Origin of the sequence: Streptomyces sp. NPDC001407 (assembly GCF_042895325.1) — a bacterium.
Lineage (GTDB): Bacteria > Actinomycetota > Actinomycetes > Streptomycetales > Streptomycetaceae > Streptomyces.
This window is the reverse complement of record NZ_JBIAWF010000014.1, coordinates 35,114-52,229: the sequence shown is the minus strand read 5'-3', so window position 1 is coordinate 52,229 and position 17,116 is coordinate 35,114. Positions and strand designations below refer to the sequence as shown.

Genomic DNA, 17,116 nt, shown 5'->3' with positions numbered 1-17,116 from the left:
TGGATTTAGCTGGCCATGATGCGCGTGAGCGCGGGATAGCCGATGTACGCCGTCATGAGCACGACCAGCATGGACACCGGCATGATCATGCGCTCCGAGGCGTCGTTCGCCTTGGCCTTCGCGGCGGTCAACAACGCACCACTTAGCGAGCGGGCCTGCGCGCCGAGGGTCTCGCCGACCGCGGCGCCTTCCTCGCCGGCGATCGAGATGATGTCGGCCGGTGCGCCGAGCTCGGGGACGTCCAGCTCGATGGAGAGCCGCTTGAGGCCTTCCCAGGGGCTGAGGCCTTCGAGTTCGGCGCGGGTGATCGCGTCGCGGATCTTGGAGAACACCCAGCCTTCCCCGACTTCGGCGGCGCGCTTGAGCGCCTGGGTGGGCGCGGCGTCCGCGGCCCGCTCCAGCTGGACCAGCCGCAGGTAGGCCTTGATGGCGAACCGGAAGTCCGCGCGCACCTCCGTGGCGCGCTGCTTGGCGTGGATGTCGGGGACGAACCAGAACAGGACGCCGAGGACCAGGCCGAGGGCCGCGGGCACGGGCAGCGGCAGCGGATAGCCGCCCAGCGCGGCCGCCGAGACCGCGAGGGTGGGCAGCAGCAGACCGTACAGGGCCAGCGCGACTTTCATCCCCACGTGCTTGGTGGGGGTGCGGCCGATCAGCTCGAGCTCCTGGCGCGGCAGGCGCAAGGTGCCCTCGCCGGCCGCGCGCAGCAGGGCCGCGCCGACGCGCTCGAGTCCGGTGGCCGGGGACCCGTCGGTGCGTACCGGCTGGAGGTTTTCCAGACGGGAGGCGTCCATGCGGGCCAGGACGTCGGTGACGTCCGGGCGGCCGGGCCGTATGCCCCGGTAGAAGATGACCAGGCCGAGTCCGACGGCGGCGCCGCCGATGACGGCGTACGGGGAGATCACCGTCCGGCCTCCTTCTCGGTGGGGGTGCGGTCGGCAGAGGAAAGGAACCGTGGCGAGGGCTCGATGACCGCCATCCGCCGCATCCAGATCTTGACCAGCACGAAGGCGATGCCCAGGCCGACGAGCACCAGCTGTCCCATGGGGGTGGTGTAGGGCTCCACGTAGGCTCCGGAGAGCATGCTCACCGCGAAGATGACGAGGCAGAAGATCGTCACCCAGCGGTCGTTGGTCCGTGGCTTCTGCCGGTCCGCCTCCACCTCACGGCGGGAGAGGACCTCACTCGAAAGCGCTGCGGCGAGGTCGTTCAGGGCCCGGCCCAGGCCGGCACCGCGGTCCTCGACGTGCAGGATCAGCAGGGCCGCGACCTCGTCGCAGATCGCGTCGTTCATCTCGTCGGCGAACGCCCGGTAGGCGTCCTGCGGCAGCCATCCGGCCTGCAACCGCGAGACCAGGCGCGTGACTTCACCGGCGATCGGCTTGGGCACCGTCTGCAGACTGCGCTGGATGCTCTGCTCCAGGCTCACACCCACGGTGTGGATGTCGGAGAGCCGTCGCACCCACTCCTCGACCGCCTCCAGACGCGCGATCTGCTCCTGCGCACCAGAGCCGGAGTTGAGCAGCCACGGCAGCCCGGCCACGATCACCGCGGCCACCACACCGCCCATCAGCCACCCGCTGAACAGCCACACCCCCAACCCGAGCACCAGCGCGCCGCCGAGACGGGAGCTGCGCCTGGCCCACCAGGTGGTCGGCTGGGAGGAGTTGGTCCCGCCGAGGCCGAGGGAGGCGCGCAGGCGCTGCTCGAGGCGGCTGCGGCGCCGGGGCGGCCCCGGTGCCCAGCCGATGCCGCCGGCCACGGCCATGACCAGCCCGGCGACCACCGCGACGGCGGCCACGGCGGCGACCAGGGACGAAAGGGTCATCGTCATACCGGCACCACCGTGCTCAGCGGTCCGGTCCACGCGCCCCACGGCTGCATCAGCAGGCCCCGGTCGAAGCCCACGCGCTCGATGTCGGCGAGGTAGGTACTGGACGGCATCATCTGCGGGACGGCCCGTGGTTCGCGGTGGCCGTCCTGCTCGCGCGGCGCGAAGATCATCTGGTGGGAGGGGCGGCCGTTCTCGCCGATCCCGGTGATCTCCATGACATGGGAGACGAACCGGTGCTTGCGGCCCGGCTTCCCGCTGGAGTCCACGAGTTCGGTCTCGTCGACCAGCCGGATGAAGACGACCAGATCGACGGCCTGGGCGATCAGGCGGAGCGCCAGCTGCTCGGACATGCCGATGCCCGCCTCCAGGCACAGCGTGGTCAGACGCTCGATGCTCAGCACCGCGCTGCGGGCGTGGAGCGTGCACATGCTTCCGCCTTCGCCTTCGTTCATCGCGTGCAGCATCGGCACGACTTCTTTCGACCGGACCTCGCCGACGATGATGCGGCGCAGCGACATACGCAGCAGCTGCGGGAACAGGTCGGAGAGGGTCAGCTCGCCCATCATCCGGCCGTCCGGGCCGCGTTCGCCGTTGGACTCGCGCCCCTCGTAGGCCACGACTTCGGGGCCGTCGGGGTCCTCGTGCAGGTACAGCTCGTACTCGGACTCCAGCGTGCCGACCCGCTCGGTGCGCGGGATCTCGCGGGCCATGGCGCGCAGGAGCGAGGTCTTGCCCACGCCCTGGGAGCCCACGATCACTATGTTCTTGCGGGCCTTGACCGAGGCCTTCAAGAACGCGGCGAGGGTGGAGTCGATCGAGCCCAGCTTCACGAGGTCGTCCAGGCCCTGGCCGCGGGTGCGGTGGCGTCGGATGACGACCTGCGGCCGCGGCGTGATCATGTACGACGCCGCGAGACGGGACCCGTCCCCCAGCCGCATGTTCAGGTTCGGGGTCGCCGGGGTCAGCGCGCGTTCCCCCTGGCCGCCCATCCGGGCGATGTGGTTGATCAGCCGCACCAGCTCGGGGTCGCTCGGGGCGATCGGCTCCCACATCTGCGACGGCCGGTCCGAATAGTCCACGCGGACCCGGTCCCCGTTGATCAGGATGTTCTCAACATTCGGGTCATCCAGCAGCGGCTGCAAGCGGCCGGCGCGGAAGAGTTCGTCGAAGACGGCTCGCCGCAGGATGGTCTCCTGCTCGACGGTCAGCGGCGGCTTTCCCTGTGCGGCGTACTTGATCGCCCACTCGCTGACGGTCTCGCTGATGACCTTGATGCCGTGCTGGCGGCGGTCCGCGTCGCTCATCGTGCCGTCGGCGGCGGAGGCTTGGCTGACTTTCAGGCTCGCCTGGTGCCGCAGCTCGGCGACGTCCGCGTAGTCCACCGGGAGCGTGCTGAAGTATCCGCCGGCCGCCGGTGCCTGCGTGGTGTCCGCGGCCGCGGGGGCCACGGGGGCGGGCACCGCCGTGGGCGAGGCCGCGCCGGGTGCCACCGTGCGGCTGCTCAGCGCCCTCGCGAACGCTGCGTCGATGTCGGTCGGATCGGGCAGGCCAGGGGCTGCCGTGCTCTGGGTCATGGTTCCTTCCTTCAGCCCTGGACCGGTGCGGGCCGCGCGAGATGGATACGCCGCCGGGTGACGATCTCGTTGATCCGGTCATGCGCGGAGCGCGCCGAGCGCAGCAGGCCCCTCCCGGACTTCTTGAACTGCCCGTGGGTGAGCACGTCCGCGGTGTCGGGGTCCCACTCCAGCGCCGCGTAGGCCGGGACCTGAAGACCCTGCTGGATGTGGCTGGACGTCAGCGAGCCCTCCTCCACGATCAGCAGCCCGAGGGCATCAGCACCGGTCCCGTTCTGCGCGAGCTCCTCCCGCAGCACCCGCACCGCCGGCGCCGCCGAGAGCACCGAGGCCTGCGTCGAGCGCACCACGAGCAGGACCACGTCGGCGGCGCGCAGCAGCGGCGCCGGGTAGACCGCGGTGCTCAGCCGCGTCTCGGACTGGGGCACGATCCGTCCGGCGTCGATGATGACGTCGTAGCCGTGCCCGTCCATGACGGCGATCAGCTCGGCGAGCGCATCCCAGGTCCGGGCCATCGACGGGGCCTGCGCCGGGTCGGTCAGCCCGGGCAGCAGCATGCGCTTGCCGGAGTGTTCCTGGTCCAGGGCGACCCAGTGGTGGCGGAACTCGCGGGCGAGCGTGCCCTGCCGGTCGGCCGCGGCCAGGCGGTGCAGCCCGACCTGAGCGGAGCCTTCGCCCTGCAGGTAGCCGGCCCTGATCGTGCCGCCGGCCGGGTCGGCCTCGATCAGCAGCGACGGGCGGGGCGAGGACAGCGTCAGGGCCAGGGCGGAGCAGGTCACACCGCTGGACTTTCCGGAGGCCAGAGCGATAACGGACATATCAGTGCTTCGCCTTCAGCACGATCGAGGCACTGTTGGTGGCCGCCCACGCCGCAAGCGTCGTGCTGGCGCCACCGGTGGTGGCGACGTCCACGACGCGCGCCCCGTTGGCGTCCGCATCTCCCACCCGGGTCACCACGGCCGGCTGGCTGTCGGGCCCGTTGTTCTTGCCATTGGCGCCCTGGGCCTGCGCGTTGCCATTGCCGCCGGTCGGGGTGTAGACGACGGTCACCTCGTCGCCCGGCTCCAGCGGCCGCGAGGGCAGCTGGCCGGGCTTGGCGAGGATGCCGGTGATGTCCTTGCCCTGGGTCAGGCTCGAGGTGTCCCGCACGGAGTCCTTGGTCACCAGGATCCCCGCCGGGATGTCCGCGGCCGCCGCCTTGCCGATGATCTTCGCCTTCTGCGACACCGGAACCGGGTGCAGCGCGGCATCGCGGGACACGTGAGCGATGACCAGGTCCGACGGCTTGATCACGGCACCGGCGGGTATCGCCTTCGCCGTGGCGATCACACTCACGCGGTCGCCGGCGTCGTTCACCATCCACACCGCGATCAGCGCACCCACAGCCGACAGGGCCAGCCCCGCGCCCATCACGACCGGACGGCGCCGCCGGCGCGGCGCATCCTGGGTGATCGGCAGCGGACCGGCAGGAGCCTCGGCGGCACCCCCGCCGGCCTTCTCACGCTTCGCGAACTTCGTCGTCGCCATGTCCCTTTGTTCCTTGCTTAGTTGACGACCTGCAGCTCGCCGACGCGCGCCTGGGTCTGTGCCGATCGGGTCTGATTGGGCAGCGACCCGGTCTCGCCGTTCGTCGCCGTCCACGTCACCACCCACGTCGTGGTGGCCGTGACCTGGTACTCGCCGACCTTCGTGTACCGGTAGCCGCAGTCCGGGCTGTCCTTCTTGCCCATGCTCGGGTCGTACGGCGTGCCCGGGCTGGTGCAGTTGACGGTGTTTCCGTCGCCCATGTTCCAGGTGATGCCGGTGACTTTCGCTGTCGCGGTGACCGACAGCCCGCCGGCCGATGCCGTCGTCGACTGCGGGCCCCACGTCGTCTCTGACTTCTCCACCCACATCCACACCGGCATCCCGATCAAACCCTTTGACCCGGGCGGCGGGGCACTGCCGAGCTTCGGCACGTCCAGCTTCATCTTGCTGAAGGCCTGCTGGGCGAGCTCGGCCGCCGTCGGCATCCGCGGAACTCCCGGGGGCGGGTTCTTCATCCAGATCGCCCCGGTACGGGAGTTGTCGTTCGGGAAGCCCGGCGTGGTGCCGTCGCCGCCGCAGTTGCGTTCGTAGATCGCGCCGTCGCCCGGCGAGTTCCCTTCCCAGGCCGGGTCGCCGGCGGGGGGCTGAGGGGAGGCCAGCTGGATGTAGCAGCCCTGGTAGTAGTCACCGGCGCCATCGATGTGGCACTTGGGTGTCGACGTCGTGGGGTTCTCGTCCGAGCAGTCGGTCCTCCGCGAGGAACCGTCACTGCTGTGCGAACTCGAGTCCCCGCTGTCCCCGGAGTTACCGCTGTGGGAGCTGTTCCCGTGGGTCTCCACCTTCGCGCAGACCCACATCTGGCACGAGCTGACGTCCGTGCCCCCGCCGTCGGCGAACGCCACGGTCGTGTCGAAGAACCGCATCGCGCCCAGGACGAGTACCAGAGCGAGGAGGGAGCCCAGGCGCCGGAGCGTCAGCATGTGCGGTCCGTTTGCTGGACGTCGACGACCATCCACCGCTCTCCGACGGTGCGGATGGAGACGTTCGTGATGAACTTGGTCAGCCGCTCCTTGGGCAGCTCGACAGGCTTACCGGACTTCTGGTTGACCAACTGCCACTTCGACACGTCGGTGCAGTCCGTGACCGCGGCAGTCTTGGGTGTTTCGCCGAGGTTGATCGACGTGACCTTAGGATCGATCTTGACCTCTCCCTTGAGCACGTTGCCCTTCTGCTGCATGGAGATCAGGTCGCCCTTGGTCTTGCTCAACGCCTTGTCGAACGCGTACTTGTTCAGGTCGGTGTCAGCAGGGCTCGCCTTGGCGTACGCCTTGAGCTGCTCGTCCCAGTACTTGCGGTAGACCGTGATGACCTCGGCCTTGGCCGCCTCCTGCGGGTCGGCCGACGCGCTGGCTGAAGCCGAGGCAGAGACCGTCGCGCTGGAGCCCGGCGTGGCGGGGTCGTCGCCCAGGGACTCGTCGTGCTTGCCGCTGCCGCTGCCGCAGCCGCTCAGCACCAGGGCGCAGGCCAGGGCCGCGGCGCCCCACGAGACTGCGCGCAGGCCACGACGGGTCTGTCCACGATCGGCCGTCGGTATCGCCATGGGCGGTTTCTCCTCAATGAGTGCTGTCCGGAGAGCGTGTCTGGTACATGAATCTGGCGAAGGTGCAGGGTGCGGTCTGCGACGGTGCAGCACCCTGGCCCGGGTAGAGCCCGGTGGGCACCTCGGTCCGCTCAGGGGCCGTGGCGCAGGGCGGGCTTCCCGCTCAGGAACGTGGTGCCGAACGCCGTGCGGTGGCCAGGGCCATGCGGAACTGAGACACCTTCACCCCGAGCAGCTTCGCGGCCAGGGGCACCTGTTGCTCGTCGAGCGTGGACTGGCCGCGCTCGATCCTGGACCAGCGGGCCTGGGCGATACCGAGTGCCGCGGCCAGGCCGCGCTGGCTCATGCCCTTGCGCATGCGCAGCCAGTACAGGCTGGGGGTGGGGTCGTCCTCCAGGAGTGCCGAGAGCGGCACGTCCAAGGCGGAGGCGAGGGCTGTGAGCGTCCGGAGCTCCGGGGTGCGCCTTCCCCGTTCGTACAGGCAGATGTGAGGGCCCGCCACTTGTGCGCCGTGCTCGCGGGCGTGGCCGGCGAGCTTGTGCTGTGAGAAGCCTGCAGCGGTGCGAAGGGCACGCAGTGCTTCGGCATCGAATCCGGCGACACCGCGACTGCTCACCGTGCCTCGCCCTCCCCCGGACAGCTTCTGCGTGACGCGCCGCCAGGCGGCGGCATGCAGCCGCGGTGAACGCCGTCGCGCCCGCGGCGACCGCGGGCCGCGCCGTGGTGATCACGTTGCTGACGACGGGGAGGATAACGGCCGGCCGGACGGTCTGCCGTACGCGGACAGCCTGCAGGGAAGCACAAAACGTCTCGAAATGAACTTGCGGGGCACGCGGGGCAATGTCGACCGGCGGCAGGCTGATGCGCATAAGGTCCCCTCCCCATGTTCCCCCGACCGTACTGAAGTCGGCCGATTCAGACTGAATCTGATCGGTAACTTACCCGACCTTGACACTCCCGTTTATGCACGTCAAGGAGGATTTCGATCGCCGGTCTTCCCTCCTGGGCATTTTGTCCGATCTTGTCGAATGGAGCTAAAAATCATGCTTGTTGCGTCTCCTCCCCAGGGGTGATCTCACGACCTCACGCCTGTTGGCCCGTCAGAAACCTGATGGAATCGGCCGATACGGGTGAGTTGGGCAAACCAATCGACCCTGCCCCGCCGAGCGTACGCAGGGGAAACGTGTTGGCTGGACCTGTCGTGGCCGACACTCCGCGCGGGCTGCTGTGGTGCACCTCACGGAGGGTGTGTCAGTGCGTACGGCCTGATGGCCTCCGGGAGGGGTTCGTCAACCGGCCGCGGTGCGGTGGGGGGCGTACGCGAAAGCCCCCGACCCAAGTTGCGTCTCGGGGCCAGGGGCGAATTCAGCCTACGAAGCACGGAGCCGGCACCGCAAACGCGCCGGTACGGCCGAGGCCGGGCCGCCCAGGCCGCGATGAACCCGCCGGCTCAGAGGCATGCCTCACCTGGCGCCGCATCTCATGGCGGTCACTGAGGCCACGGCGCCTGCCGGACCAGGCGGTCCCACTCCTGGTCACTTCTACCGGGGACGGCTCGCCCGGCGGCAGCCCAGCGGGCCACCACGGCGTCGAAGACAGGGGTATCGCCCGTCGAGGGCCGTGCCGTCTTCCGCCCCGGAGCGATGAGCGGCATGGGCCGTACTGCCGTCGTCGTCATGCAGATCCAACGCCTCACCCGGCAGTCAGGTCACCGCCGCGCCGAGAGTAAAGCGCAGCACCAGGAGGGCCTGGCATATGCCAAAGGCATGCCCAAGTTAAGGTCATGGCAAGCGTGGGGGGATTGCGGACCCTCCGTTTTTATGAAGGAGGAGACAGATGAACATGCGTCAGAAGGCCGTCACGACCCTGGTTACGGCGGCCCTGGCACTGGGCGGAGCCGTAGCGATGGCCCCCACCGCGTCGGCGGCCGGCGGCCCCGGCCGCGAGGCATGCAACGCCGGCTCGTTCGACCGTGTCGAGTCGGTCAGCACCGGCGACGGCGTCAACTTCCGCACCGGCCCGGGCACGGGCTACACCTCCCGTGGCCTGCTGTACAACGGCACCAAGATCTACGTCGGCTGCTTCTCCAGCAAGGGGTTCGCCTACGTCCAGGTGCGCTCCGGTGCGCACTCCGGACAGTACGGCTGGGTCTCGACGGACTACATCACTGGGCTCTGGAACCTCGACAACTGACCGAGCGGGTGAGCGGCGGGTTCCGGCAACTGGCCGGGGAGCTCCCGTACCAGAGGCGGTGGAGCGCAGCGGCATCGCTGGCTCCATCGCCTCTCGCCGTTGGGGCGCCAGTGCCGCGGGTGGAACGACGCCCAAGTCGAGCGGGTCCGTTGGCCGCGTAGCCGCACCTGGGCGGGCGGCTACCCGTGGCCCTTCCCGTCCGTCGCGCGGCTGCCGCCTCGTCATGGGTGCTGGGGTGAGCGGCGGCGCGTACGGAAGACCGCCCGGACTGTCCGCCACATCGCCCGCAGCACCCGCCACAGGGCGAGGGCGCCGCACCCCACTGCCCCCAGGCTCGCGGCCAGGCGCACCGCCGACTCCATCCACCCCGGCAGGTTCAGGAAGCCGACGGTCAGGGTCGTTCCGATCAGGCTCATGCTCAGCACCATCAGCACGCTGCTGTGCCCGATCACCCCGTACAGGCGCTTGAGTTCCGCGAAGGCCTCAGGATGGGCCTCCTGCCACCGCACCGGCCGCTGCTGTGCCCTCTCACCGCGCATGACCGTCCTCCGCCCTTTCCTTGCTCGATTCGCCATCGTCTTCGCCACCCAGCACGTGCCGGGCGTGCCGGAGTCCCTGCTGCAGTTCGCCCATCTCACGTCGCGCCTCCTCCAGCGCGTCGAGGGACAGCAGGCCGTCGGGAAGCGCCGTCAGGGGAACGGCAGTCGCCGGGGAGGGATCGTCGAGGATCGCCGACTCCACCGCGGCGTCCTCCCGCTCCACCTCGAGGGCCTGGCCGACGAGGGCCGCGAGCGACTCCTCGTAGCCGAGCAGGAGTTCACGGGCCTGCTCGTCGTCCTCAGCGAGCGGCACCAGCCCGGCCGCATCCCACAGGAGTTGGGGGACCAGCGCCGCCGCCCGGTCCACCTCGCCACGCCCACTGCGCTGGGCGAGCGCGCGCAACTGCTGCTCGTACGCCAGCAGCCGGAAGAAGACCATCGCGTACGCCGCGCCGTCACCAACGATGCGCACCCGCCGACGTGTGGCGCGCCGCAGGCCCGCCGGAATGCCCTGGGCCACCGCGGCGCCGGCCAAAGCGGCCGCGAGGAGACCGGCCACGCCCGGCAGCACGGCGGTCACCGGCACCAGGGCGGCGAAGGCCGCCAGGGTGAACACGGTGGCACGGGTCGCCGGGATGGGCCGGGGCACGTCGACGCCCGCCAGGCTCAGGATGTACAGGGGAGGCCGACGCCCCCACACCGCGCGGCAGGCCCACCGCCCGGCGCTCCCCTGGCCGGGGTCGAGGACACCCGCTTCGCGCACCAGGCCGGGGACCTCACCGCCGGCTTCTGCCGTGGTGGGGAGCGCCTCCCAGCGCAACCAGCCGTAGCGTGTGCGCTCCGGTATCAGGCGCAGCGCGTCGACGACAGAGCGGAGGGCCGGCTGCTGCGCAGGTCGCACGACCAGCTCGACCGCAGCGTCGTGGTAACGCCGGGCCGTCTCCCGCAGGGCGCCGGACCAGCGCCCCTGGTCGCCGTCGAAGGGCACCGGCTCGATCGTGCTCGTGCTCACCGCGTGCCTTCCGCATCCGCGTCCTGGCCGGAGGCGGGGCAGGACTGCAGCACGCGGCGCAGCGCCATCTTCTCCGCCGAGGACACCGACAGCTTGTACTTGGTCTTGACGCGCACTTGGGCGGCTGCGTACCAGCAGTGGGCGTCGGTACGCGGTGGCATCCAGTCGGAGGCGTCCTTGGCTCCCTTGGCGGCGTTCGCCGGGCCGTCGGCGGCCACCAGGTTCCCGGGGTCGTTGGCGAGGTTCAGCCGCTGTCCCGCGGTCAGCTCCCGGGCCCCGGACTGCCAGGCGAGTCCCAGCGGCACGATGTGATCGATCTGCACCGCGAGTGAAGTCCGGGGGCCTCGCTGGAAGCGGATGGTCTTGCCGGTGTACCGGTCGTGCAGGGTGCCGGAGGCGACGGTGCAGCCGTCCTTGGCGCGCACGACGTCCTCCAGGTCGCGGGCCAGGATGTCGTCGCGGGTCGGGCAGTGGTTGTGTGACAGCTCGACGGTGCCCTCGTCGCTCCAGGCCGGTCCGAAGGCCTCGCGGCTGTAGCCGGAGAGGGAGGTGTGCGCCCGCACCGGCAGCGCGTCCAGCTGCTCCAGGGCGGGCGCGGCCGCGGTGGATCCGTGCGCGGGCCGGGCCTTCGCGCTGGAGGGCGGGCTCGCGGCGGGGCCGCAGGCGGAGCAGGCCAGCGCGCCGGCGAGAGCGAGGCCGGCGGCCAGGAGGCGAGGGGCCATGGCGATTCCTGTTCGTGTCGGAGAAGCCGTCACCTGCTATAGGTGCCGGGACCCTTCTCCGTGTGACACTCCGCCCCAAGATTCTTGAGAGCGGCCCCAGGGCCGGGTTGGCGGTCCAGCGCCACGCTCTGGGGTCACCGGACTTGATGCCGGTTCAGAGACCCTTGCAGCCGTAGCCGCAGCAGGTCGCCATCGTGCCGCGCTGATCGTGAAGGCCCAGCCGGACACACGCCCTGCGGCAACGGCTCACCCGACCGCCGCTCCACGCCCATGGGCGATCGGCCCGGTACCTGGGGGCAGCGGACATCAGCCGAGCGTGCCCTGGAAGGAGACGGGCGAGCCGTCCGCGCCGACGGCCTCGATGGTGACCGGGCCACCGACGGCCGACTGCGGAACGCGGAAGGTGACGGTCTGGGTGGCGGTACGGTGCGGGGCGATGGCAGCATCGCGGTAGCCGTACACCGGGTGAATGGTGGAGGCCAAGTGCAGGTTGCGGCCGGTGAAGACGCGCAGCGTGGTCCCCAGGCCGCGCAGCGGCCCGTCACCGCGGTTGGCCACGCTCAACTCCAGGCGCGCCGTCCGCTCATCACCCTCCCCGGCCACGGTGACCGTGGACAGGCGCAGCCCGGCGTTCCACTGCCCCAACGGCGTGACCCCCTGCCGGCTGTCCCCTCCTCCTCCCGGTCCCTGCGCCTCGGGCGCGGCAGGGGAGCGGCCGGGCAGGGGGCTTTCGAAGAAGAGGAGCTCCGGCTGGGCCAGGCCCTCCGGCGTCGCCTCCACGGTCACGGTGACCGGCTGGCCCTGGGCCTGCTCCGGGAACACCACCCGCACCTCCTGGGTGACCGAGCCGTTCGGCCCGACCTTCACCGGCTCACGGCTCGGGGACGGCTGGGCCGCAGCCTCCTGCACCGGCTCGGCCTGGCGGCCGAGTGCTCCGTAGCGGGCGGTCACCTCGGTCCGCGGCGCCGTGGCGATGCGCGGGCGCGTGTTCTTCATGGTCATACGGGCCACGTAGGCACGTGATCCCGTGGGCACCTCTCCGGATGTCTGGGCCGGCAGCTGCTCGAAGCCCTGCAGCGCCACCGTCCACGCCCCGTCGCTCACCGGCAGCGCCGACCCCGGCTTCGCGATGCCGTCGGGCAGTGCGGCGGAAGGCCGGGCCGCCGGTGAGCTGCTGCTCGGGCCAGTCTCCTCGCCGGAGTCGGACTGGTGGTCAGATCCGGCGCAGCCGGCGATCAGAAAGGACGCGGCGAGCAGCACGGCCGGAAGGGCTCGGCGCAAGGACGACGGCGTAGGCATGGTTCCCCCCATGGCAGGTACCGGATTCTCGGTCGAGAAGGATCATGCCAAAACACCTTCGGCTGGCCCTGCGCCCGTCGGCGTGGCCGGTGGCAGAGCCGTGCGCCCTCGCGCGTCCGCGCCGTGCGGCTGGCCAGTTCATTGCGTGATGGGGATGGGGGCGAGGACGTACTCCTCGTCCCGACGCGCATGCGCCGCGGGCGGCCCCGAGAGGGAGCGAACAGCCGCTCTCGTACGGTCTCGGGAGCGTCGCGGGGAGAGAGGGCGGGTTCAAGGGCGGTGCGCACAGCGGCGCGGGAGGTGTCGGCCAGGGGGCGGCGCTGTGCCTTCTTCGCGCACGCGCCGAGCTGGGCGTCCGTCAGTCCGGACCCTGGCCGTTGTGGAGGGCTTCGAGGGCGACGGCCGGGACGGGGATGGCCCGGTTGTGGTCACGGCAGACGTGGCCGGGCGTCCGTGGGGCTGGAAGTGGCGGGCGGTGCCGGTGGACCCCATGCGTGCTCCAGGGTCTGGCTGACAGGACAAGGCCGCCCCGGTGGCGGGGCGGCCTTGTCCGTGATCAGGCGGGGGCGTTGAACCGGGTCAGGTGCCGGGAGTTGGTGCTGGCGGTGTCGGTGGAGGCGTGGGCGGACTGGCGGCCTCGGGCCGGGCGAGGTCAGGCGGACTGGGTGTCACGGGCGGCGATCCACGCGTCGGCCTGCTTCTTGAACCACGGCAGCACCGGGCCGTCGGCCATGTCGCCGGGGCGCTCCAGGAAACGGCAGTCGCTTACGACGGCGGCCGGGCGGTCGCTGTCGGGGCTGTACACGTAAGCGTAGGGCTGGCCGCACCACACGAAGTTCCAGCGCTGCCCGTCGGCCGTCTCGCGCTCGTACGTCAACGGCCGCGCGTCGCTGACGTACTGGACGGGGATACCGGCGTTGCGCCACGCCTCCGGGCCGTCGGGAAGGGCCCACAGGTCGCGGACCTGGCCGTGGAACCAGGTCCGCCAAGCCGCGCTGATGCTGGAGGTGGCACCCCTTAGGGGCAGATGCGTGGTGGTCCACTGCATGGTCTGGTCGTGCGCGTCCCAGCCGTAGCGGGTCGGATCGGGGGCGCCCTGCGGTGTGACGACGCCCAGCCGCTCGAACACGCCGATCACCCAGCCGTGGATGCGGCCCATCAGCCAGGCCGCGGTGACATCGTCCGCGGTGTGTCCGTCGGCGGCCAGGTCGACGACGGGCCGCCAGTCGCCACGTCCGGCCGGACTCGCCTCGATGGACGGCCCGCCGGTGTAGCGGACGTCGAAAGCGCACACGGAGTGTCCGGTCATGCCCTTGATCAGCATGGGGTTCTTGGCGAAGTCGCGCCCCGTGGGGACGTCACGGCCCTCCCACCAGGCATTGCACACCTCTTCGAAGGGTTCCTGCGTGGCGGGGACCATCACGACATCGAGCCCGCGGGGGAACTCGGGGCGCTCGGCCTCCGGCAGAAGATCGCTGCGCCACAGCTCGGGTTCGCGGATGTCGAAGCGGTCGGGGACGACGCCCCAACCGGGGCAGGTGCGGCCCGGGCGGATCTTGATCTGACAGCCGCCGTCCCACGTGAAGGTGAGGTCGGCACGGTCGTGGTGGTAGGTGAGCCTGTTGGTCATCATGGACCTTTTCCATGCAGAAGGAATGGGCTTGCTCATGGCGGGCCGCATCCCGTGATCGGAGGAACGGGCGGCCGCGCCCGGCGGCGGGAGCGCGGTCACGGCTCCGGCCGGTGGGACGCGGCGGCCGGAGCCGTGCGGGACTCCCGAGAAGAGAGGCGCCCTAATACGCGATGACGGTGGTCACCGAGGTGTACACAATGTGCGAAAGCCCCTCGCGCCGCGCCCACTTCTCGTAGCTGTCGATGGAGTCCGCGCCCTTATGCGCAGCCGCTGAGGCGAGCATCGTCACGAGGCTGTGGGCCATGGCTGCGCACATATCCGGGGACGGCATGTTCGGCTCGGCAGCAGACCTGAGCGCGCGGACCACGGGATCCGTGACAAGGCGGTACGCCTGGACGAAGCGAGGGTCGTTCTCGGCCGCGACGGCCATGAGGATGCGCATGACCACTCGGTGGTCGCTCCAGGCATGCCGCACGGCCTCGACAAACCGGGTGGCGCCATACACCCCCTCGGAGGCCCAGGAACCGTCGGCGAAGTCGGCGAGTTGTTCAGCCGTCTTGTCGGCCAGCGGCCCGACAACGTCGAGTACGACCTCGTCGACGCTCTCGAAGTACTCGTAGAAGGTTGCGGGGGAGGTGCCTGCCGCACGGGCGACTTGCATCACGGTGACGCTGCGGTAGGGGTTCTCGGCAAGCAGTTCGATCACCGCGCCCACAAGCTGCTGGCGGGTCTGGAGCGCCCGCTGGCCGGGGATTCGGCGTCCGACCGTACGGGTCAGGGAGGGTATGCGCACGACGGTCTCCTGGGTCTGGATAAGAGGGGGTGGGGGGGCTCCGGCGCCCCCGACGTACAATCAATCTACAGGTAAGGACCGAGATAAGCAACACCCCTCTCTGGGTTGTCCCGGCACGGGATGAGGCTCGTGCCCACCCATCGACGTCGGACAACGTCCGGGACACCGCGCCGACTTGCCGCTACATCACCAGCACGAGCTGTTCGCTGCGCGTCCCGCTGACCGGATGCCGACGCGACGGAGGGTTGCCCGGTACGGCCTCCGCGACCGTGCCCCGAGGGGCGGCTTCGAGCTGGAGACGGCGGGGAGCGGCTTCGAGGGCCAGACGAACCGGGGCGGCTTCGAGGACCGGGCGCCCGTGCGGCGCCATCTGCACGGATGCGCACAGCACCGCATCGGCCAGGGCCTGTTCCATGCGCGCCTGGGCCGTACCCATGCGCCGCTGCGCGGAGATCAGGCCGCTCCAAGCTGTGGAGTGCTCCTTCGCGGTCTGGGGAGCGGAGGGATGTCCGGGAACGTGAGGTCGGTTGAGACGGTGCACGTATGCGCGGGTCTGCGGCTCCCACGTGCGGCCCAAAATGTGCCCGATCCACGCGGCAGCCACCGCAGGGTTCACTGTGTCGGCGATGAGCTGGGTCATGTTGCGGATGCCCGCGCCGCGGCCGACGTGGGTCCACGGGAAGTCCGCGCGGAATCCGGAGGCGCGGCCGAGGTCCGCATGGGAGTGCTTGAGGCCGTCCGCCTCGCGCGCCCATCCGTAGGCGGTGCCGGTCACGGTCGTCCCTGGCGCGTCTGCGGAGAAGGCGTTGCCGCCCTTGGGCCGTCCGGTCTTCGGGTTGATGCCTCGCACGCCGCGCGTGTTGACCTTGTGGCCCTTCTCCCAGCCCATGCAGGCCGCCCAGGTGGTGACCGGGAACGGCTCGCTGGGCCGGTAGTCGACGAACGGCCGGGTGTAGCGCATGCACACCAGGAAGGTGCGGTTCTTCCGGGCAGCGATGCCGTAGTCGACCGCGTCGACCAGGGCGAACTTCGCGTACTCCCAGCCGGCGCCGTAGAACTCGCTGGTGATCGCCTCGACCACGTACTTGGCGGCCTTGGACTTGAGCAAGTTCGAGGACTGCTCCATGGCCACCCAGCGGATGTTGCCGAACTTCGCCTGCAAAGCCAGCGGCCAGATCACGCACTCAGCCATCAGCCCTGTGCGCTGGTCCTCCAATGCTGCCAGCGGAGCGCGGACTTCGTCCCATGTCGCGCCCGTGGGCGGGGCGTAGCCTTCCATGCCGTCGCCGGCGTCGTCGACCATAATGAAGCCAGCGGCCGCTCCGGCCTCGGTGATCACATCCTCGACGATGCTCATGGCTGCTTCGGCCAGACCTGCCCGCTTGCCCCCAGGAGAGAGGGTCTGGCACGGAGGCGAGAGGATGACCGCGACCACATACCTCAGCGCCGGGTGCTCAGGGTCCAGCTCCGTGACCGACGCGCAGATCCGCCGGTACCCCGCTGCCTCCGCAGTAACGCACGCGGCCGGCGAGGTGTCCACGCCGACCATGTCGACCGGCTCGCCCAACACGCGGGCAATGCCCTCACACCAGCCCCCGGGCCCGGCGAACAAGTTGACGATGCGGATGGGGGCACCCTGCTTGGGGCTGAACAGCCACTCGACCGGCCACGGCCCGGCGAGCTTCGCACGCTCCTCGTCCGTCAGCCCTGCGATGTACGCGTCGCGCTGCTCGTCGGTCAGCAGATCGAGCTCGTCCACCGGCAGGCCCATGGCCGACTGGACGCGGGCCACCGTGGCCCGGGCGCTGTCCCTGACCCAGTAGGCCCGGTGCACGCGCGCCCAGATCGCGTGACTGTCCTCCTCGGCCCCGTGCACGAAGGCCCAGCCCTCGTCCTCCACGGACATGGGCAGACGCCAGCGCCGCACCTGATCAAGCGCCTCGTATCCGGCGGAGATCTTCTCCGAGTGCGCCTCACCGATCTCCCGGGCCGCAGCATGCCGGGCAACCGCGCGAGCGTGCTGCCGCTCGGCCTCCGCGAGCGGGCACGGCGCATCCACCGGCGCGCCGCCCTCGCCGTCCATGACGTCGGGCGAACCGGGGTCGGACACCACGTCGGCCAGGTGCGAAGCGGCAACGTCCGGTACGGCGGGGGGCGGGGTATGCGTGGGAAGGCCGGGCCCGGGCCAGGCGTGGGAGGCGCCGGAGGGAGGGGAGTCGAACATCGGGATCCTGTTGCATGTGGTGCGTCGGGCGGACTGAAAGCGGGGGAGGGGCTGCGGTGACCCCGCGAGACGGCGGGGAGTTACGAATGGCGCGCGGCAGTTGCGGGGCCGCCTGCCGGCGGGCACCGAGTGAGCGCCGGCGGCCGTGCACGCCGGGCCCTGCGGG

General features: G+C 70.7%; 16 protein-coding genes. 1 reads left to right on the top strand and 15 read right to left on the bottom strand.

The window, feature by feature from the left end:
* Positions 1-5 precede the first annotated feature (5 nt).
* The 8 genes from ACFY1P_RS20090 to ACFY1P_RS20055 form a co-directional block, all read right to left on the bottom strand.
* Positions 6-905, bottom strand: a complete 900-nt coding sequence (locus ACFY1P_RS20090; protein ID WP_390751357.1) for a type II secretion system F family protein — start codon at positions 903-905, stop codon at positions 6-8.
* A complete protein-coding gene (locus tag ACFY1P_RS20085) occupies positions 902-1,834 on the bottom strand; it encodes a type II secretion system F family protein (RefSeq protein ID WP_390751356.1) in 933 nt (310 codons plus the stop codon). Before ACFY1P_RS20085 ends, ACFY1P_RS20090 begins: the two co-directional genes overlap by 4 nt.
* Positions 1,831-3,408: a CpaF family protein gene (locus ACFY1P_RS20080; protein WP_390751355.1), complete on the bottom strand. Its 1,578-nt coding sequence runs from the start codon at positions 3,406-3,408 to the stop codon at positions 1,831-1,833. The genes ACFY1P_RS20085 and ACFY1P_RS20080 overlap by 4 nt, the downstream gene beginning before the upstream one ends.
* Positions 3,409-3,419: 11 nt before the next feature.
* Positions 3,420-4,226, bottom strand: coding sequence for a hypothetical protein (locus ACFY1P_RS20075; protein ID WP_390751354.1), 807 nt, complete (start codon positions 4,224-4,226; stop codon positions 3,420-3,422).
* Position 4,227: 1 nt separating this feature from the next.
* Positions 4,228-4,935 (bottom strand): SAF domain-containing protein, encoded by a 708-nt coding sequence (locus tag ACFY1P_RS20070; RefSeq protein ID WP_390751353.1) that lies wholly within the window; start codon positions 4,933-4,935, stop codon positions 4,228-4,230.
* Between the two features lie 17 nt (positions 4,936-4,952).
* Entirely contained in the window at positions 4,953-5,915 is a 963-nt protein-coding gene (locus ACFY1P_RS20065; protein ID WP_390751352.1) for an ATP-binding protein, read from the bottom strand.
* Positions 5,909-6,535, bottom strand: a complete 627-nt coding sequence (locus ACFY1P_RS20060) for a hypothetical protein (RefSeq protein WP_390751351.1) — start codon at positions 6,533-6,535, stop codon at positions 5,909-5,911. The genes ACFY1P_RS20065 and ACFY1P_RS20060 overlap by 7 nt, the downstream gene beginning before the upstream one ends.
* Before the next feature lie 163 nt (positions 6,536-6,698).
* Positions 6,699-7,151, bottom strand: a complete 453-nt coding sequence (locus tag ACFY1P_RS20055) for a helix-turn-helix domain-containing protein (protein ID WP_390751350.1) — start codon at positions 7,149-7,151, stop codon at positions 6,699-6,701.
* 1,220 nt (positions 7,152-8,371) lie between these two features.
* Between ACFY1P_RS20055 and ACFY1P_RS20050 the strand changes: the two genes are divergently transcribed.
* Complete coding sequence (locus ACFY1P_RS20050; RefSeq protein ID WP_390751349.1) at positions 8,372-8,728, top strand: SH3 domain-containing protein; 357 nt, start codon at positions 8,372-8,374, stop codon at positions 8,726-8,728.
* Positions 8,729-8,949: 221 nt separating this feature from the next.
* Here ACFY1P_RS20050 and ACFY1P_RS20045 read toward each other — a convergent pair whose 3' ends face one another.
* From ACFY1P_RS20045 to ACFY1P_RS20015, 7 genes are all read right to left on the bottom strand, one after another.
* Entirely contained in the window at positions 8,950-9,267 is a 318-nt protein-coding gene (locus ACFY1P_RS20045; protein WP_390751348.1) for a hypothetical protein, read from the bottom strand.
* The gene (locus tag ACFY1P_RS20040) at positions 9,257-10,279 is read right to left on the bottom strand and encodes a hypothetical protein (protein ID WP_390751347.1); all 1,023 of its coding nucleotides are present in this window, start codon (positions 10,277-10,279) and stop codon (positions 9,257-9,259) included. Before ACFY1P_RS20040 ends, ACFY1P_RS20045 begins: the two co-directional genes overlap by 11 nt.
* Positions 10,276-11,001: an HNH endonuclease family protein gene (locus ACFY1P_RS20035; protein ID WP_390751346.1), complete on the bottom strand. Its 726-nt coding sequence runs from the start codon at positions 10,999-11,001 to the stop codon at positions 10,276-10,278. Before ACFY1P_RS20035 ends, ACFY1P_RS20040 begins: the two co-directional genes overlap by 4 nt.
* A gap of 306 nt (positions 11,002-11,307) precedes the next feature.
* A complete protein-coding gene (locus ACFY1P_RS20030; RefSeq protein ID WP_390751345.1) occupies positions 11,308-12,300 on the bottom strand; it encodes a hypothetical protein in 993 nt (330 codons plus the stop codon).
* Positions 12,301-12,952: 652 nt separating this feature from the next.
* Complete coding sequence (locus ACFY1P_RS20025) at positions 12,953-13,933, bottom strand: hypothetical protein (RefSeq protein ID WP_390751344.1); 981 nt, start codon at positions 13,931-13,933, stop codon at positions 12,953-12,955.
* A gap of 160 nt (positions 13,934-14,093) precedes the next feature.
* Positions 14,094-14,726 carry a TetR/AcrR family transcriptional regulator gene (locus ACFY1P_RS20020; protein WP_390751343.1) on the bottom strand — a complete coding sequence of 211 codons (633 nt, stop codon included), beginning with the start codon at positions 14,724-14,726 and terminating at the stop codon, positions 14,094-14,096.
* A 181-nt stretch (positions 14,727-14,907) separates the two neighbouring features.
* Complete coding sequence (locus ACFY1P_RS20015) at positions 14,908-16,950, bottom strand: hypothetical protein (protein WP_390751342.1); 2,043 nt, start codon at positions 16,948-16,950, stop codon at positions 14,908-14,910.
* Between the last annotated feature and the right edge of the window lie 166 nt (positions 16,951-17,116).

Excerpts from the sequence above, each read along its gene's own strand:
- ACFY1P_RS20085 (WP_390751356.1), bottom strand. The coding sequence starts at position 1,834 with ATGACGATGACCCTTTCGTCCCTGGTCGCCGCCGTGGCCGCCGTCGCG.
- ACFY1P_RS20080 (WP_390751355.1), bottom strand. The coding sequence starts at position 3,408 with ATGACCCAGAGCACGGCAGCCCCTGGCCTGCCCGATCCGACCGACATC.
- ACFY1P_RS20075 (WP_390751354.1), bottom strand. The coding sequence starts at position 4,226 with ATGTCCGTTATCGCTCTGGCCTCCGGAAAGTCCAGCGGTGTGACCTGC.
- ACFY1P_RS20070 (WP_390751353.1), bottom strand. The coding sequence starts at position 4,935 with ATGGCGACGACGAAGTTCGCGAAGCGTGAGAAGGCCGGCGGGGGTGCC.
- ACFY1P_RS20065 (WP_390751352.1), bottom strand. The coding sequence starts at position 5,915 with ATGCTGACGCTCCGGCGCCTGGGCTCCCTCCTCGCTCTGGTACTCGTC.
- ACFY1P_RS20060 (WP_390751351.1), bottom strand. The coding sequence starts at position 6,535 with ATGGCGATACCGACGGCCGATCGTGGACAGACCCGTCGTGGCCTGCGC.
- ACFY1P_RS20050 (WP_390751349.1), top strand. The coding sequence starts at position 8,372 with ATGAACATGCGTCAGAAGGCCGTCACGACCCTGGTTACGGCGGCCCTG.
- ACFY1P_RS20045 (WP_390751348.1), bottom strand. The coding sequence starts at position 9,267 with ATGCGCGGTGAGAGGGCACAGCAGCGGCCGGTGCGGTGGCAGGAGGCC.
- ACFY1P_RS20035 (WP_390751346.1), bottom strand. The coding sequence starts at position 11,001 with ATGGCCCCTCGCCTCCTGGCCGCCGGCCTCGCTCTCGCCGGCGCGCTG.
- ACFY1P_RS20030 (WP_390751345.1), bottom strand. The coding sequence starts at position 12,300 with ATGCCTACGCCGTCGTCCTTGCGCCGAGCCCTTCCGGCCGTGCTGCTC.
- ACFY1P_RS20025 (WP_390751344.1), bottom strand. The coding sequence starts at position 13,933 with ATGATGACCAACAGGCTCACCTACCACCACGACCGTGCCGACCTCACC.
- ACFY1P_RS20015 (WP_390751342.1), bottom strand. The coding sequence starts at position 16,950 with ATGTTCGACTCCCCTCCCTCCGGCGCCTCCCACGCCTGGCCCGGGCCC.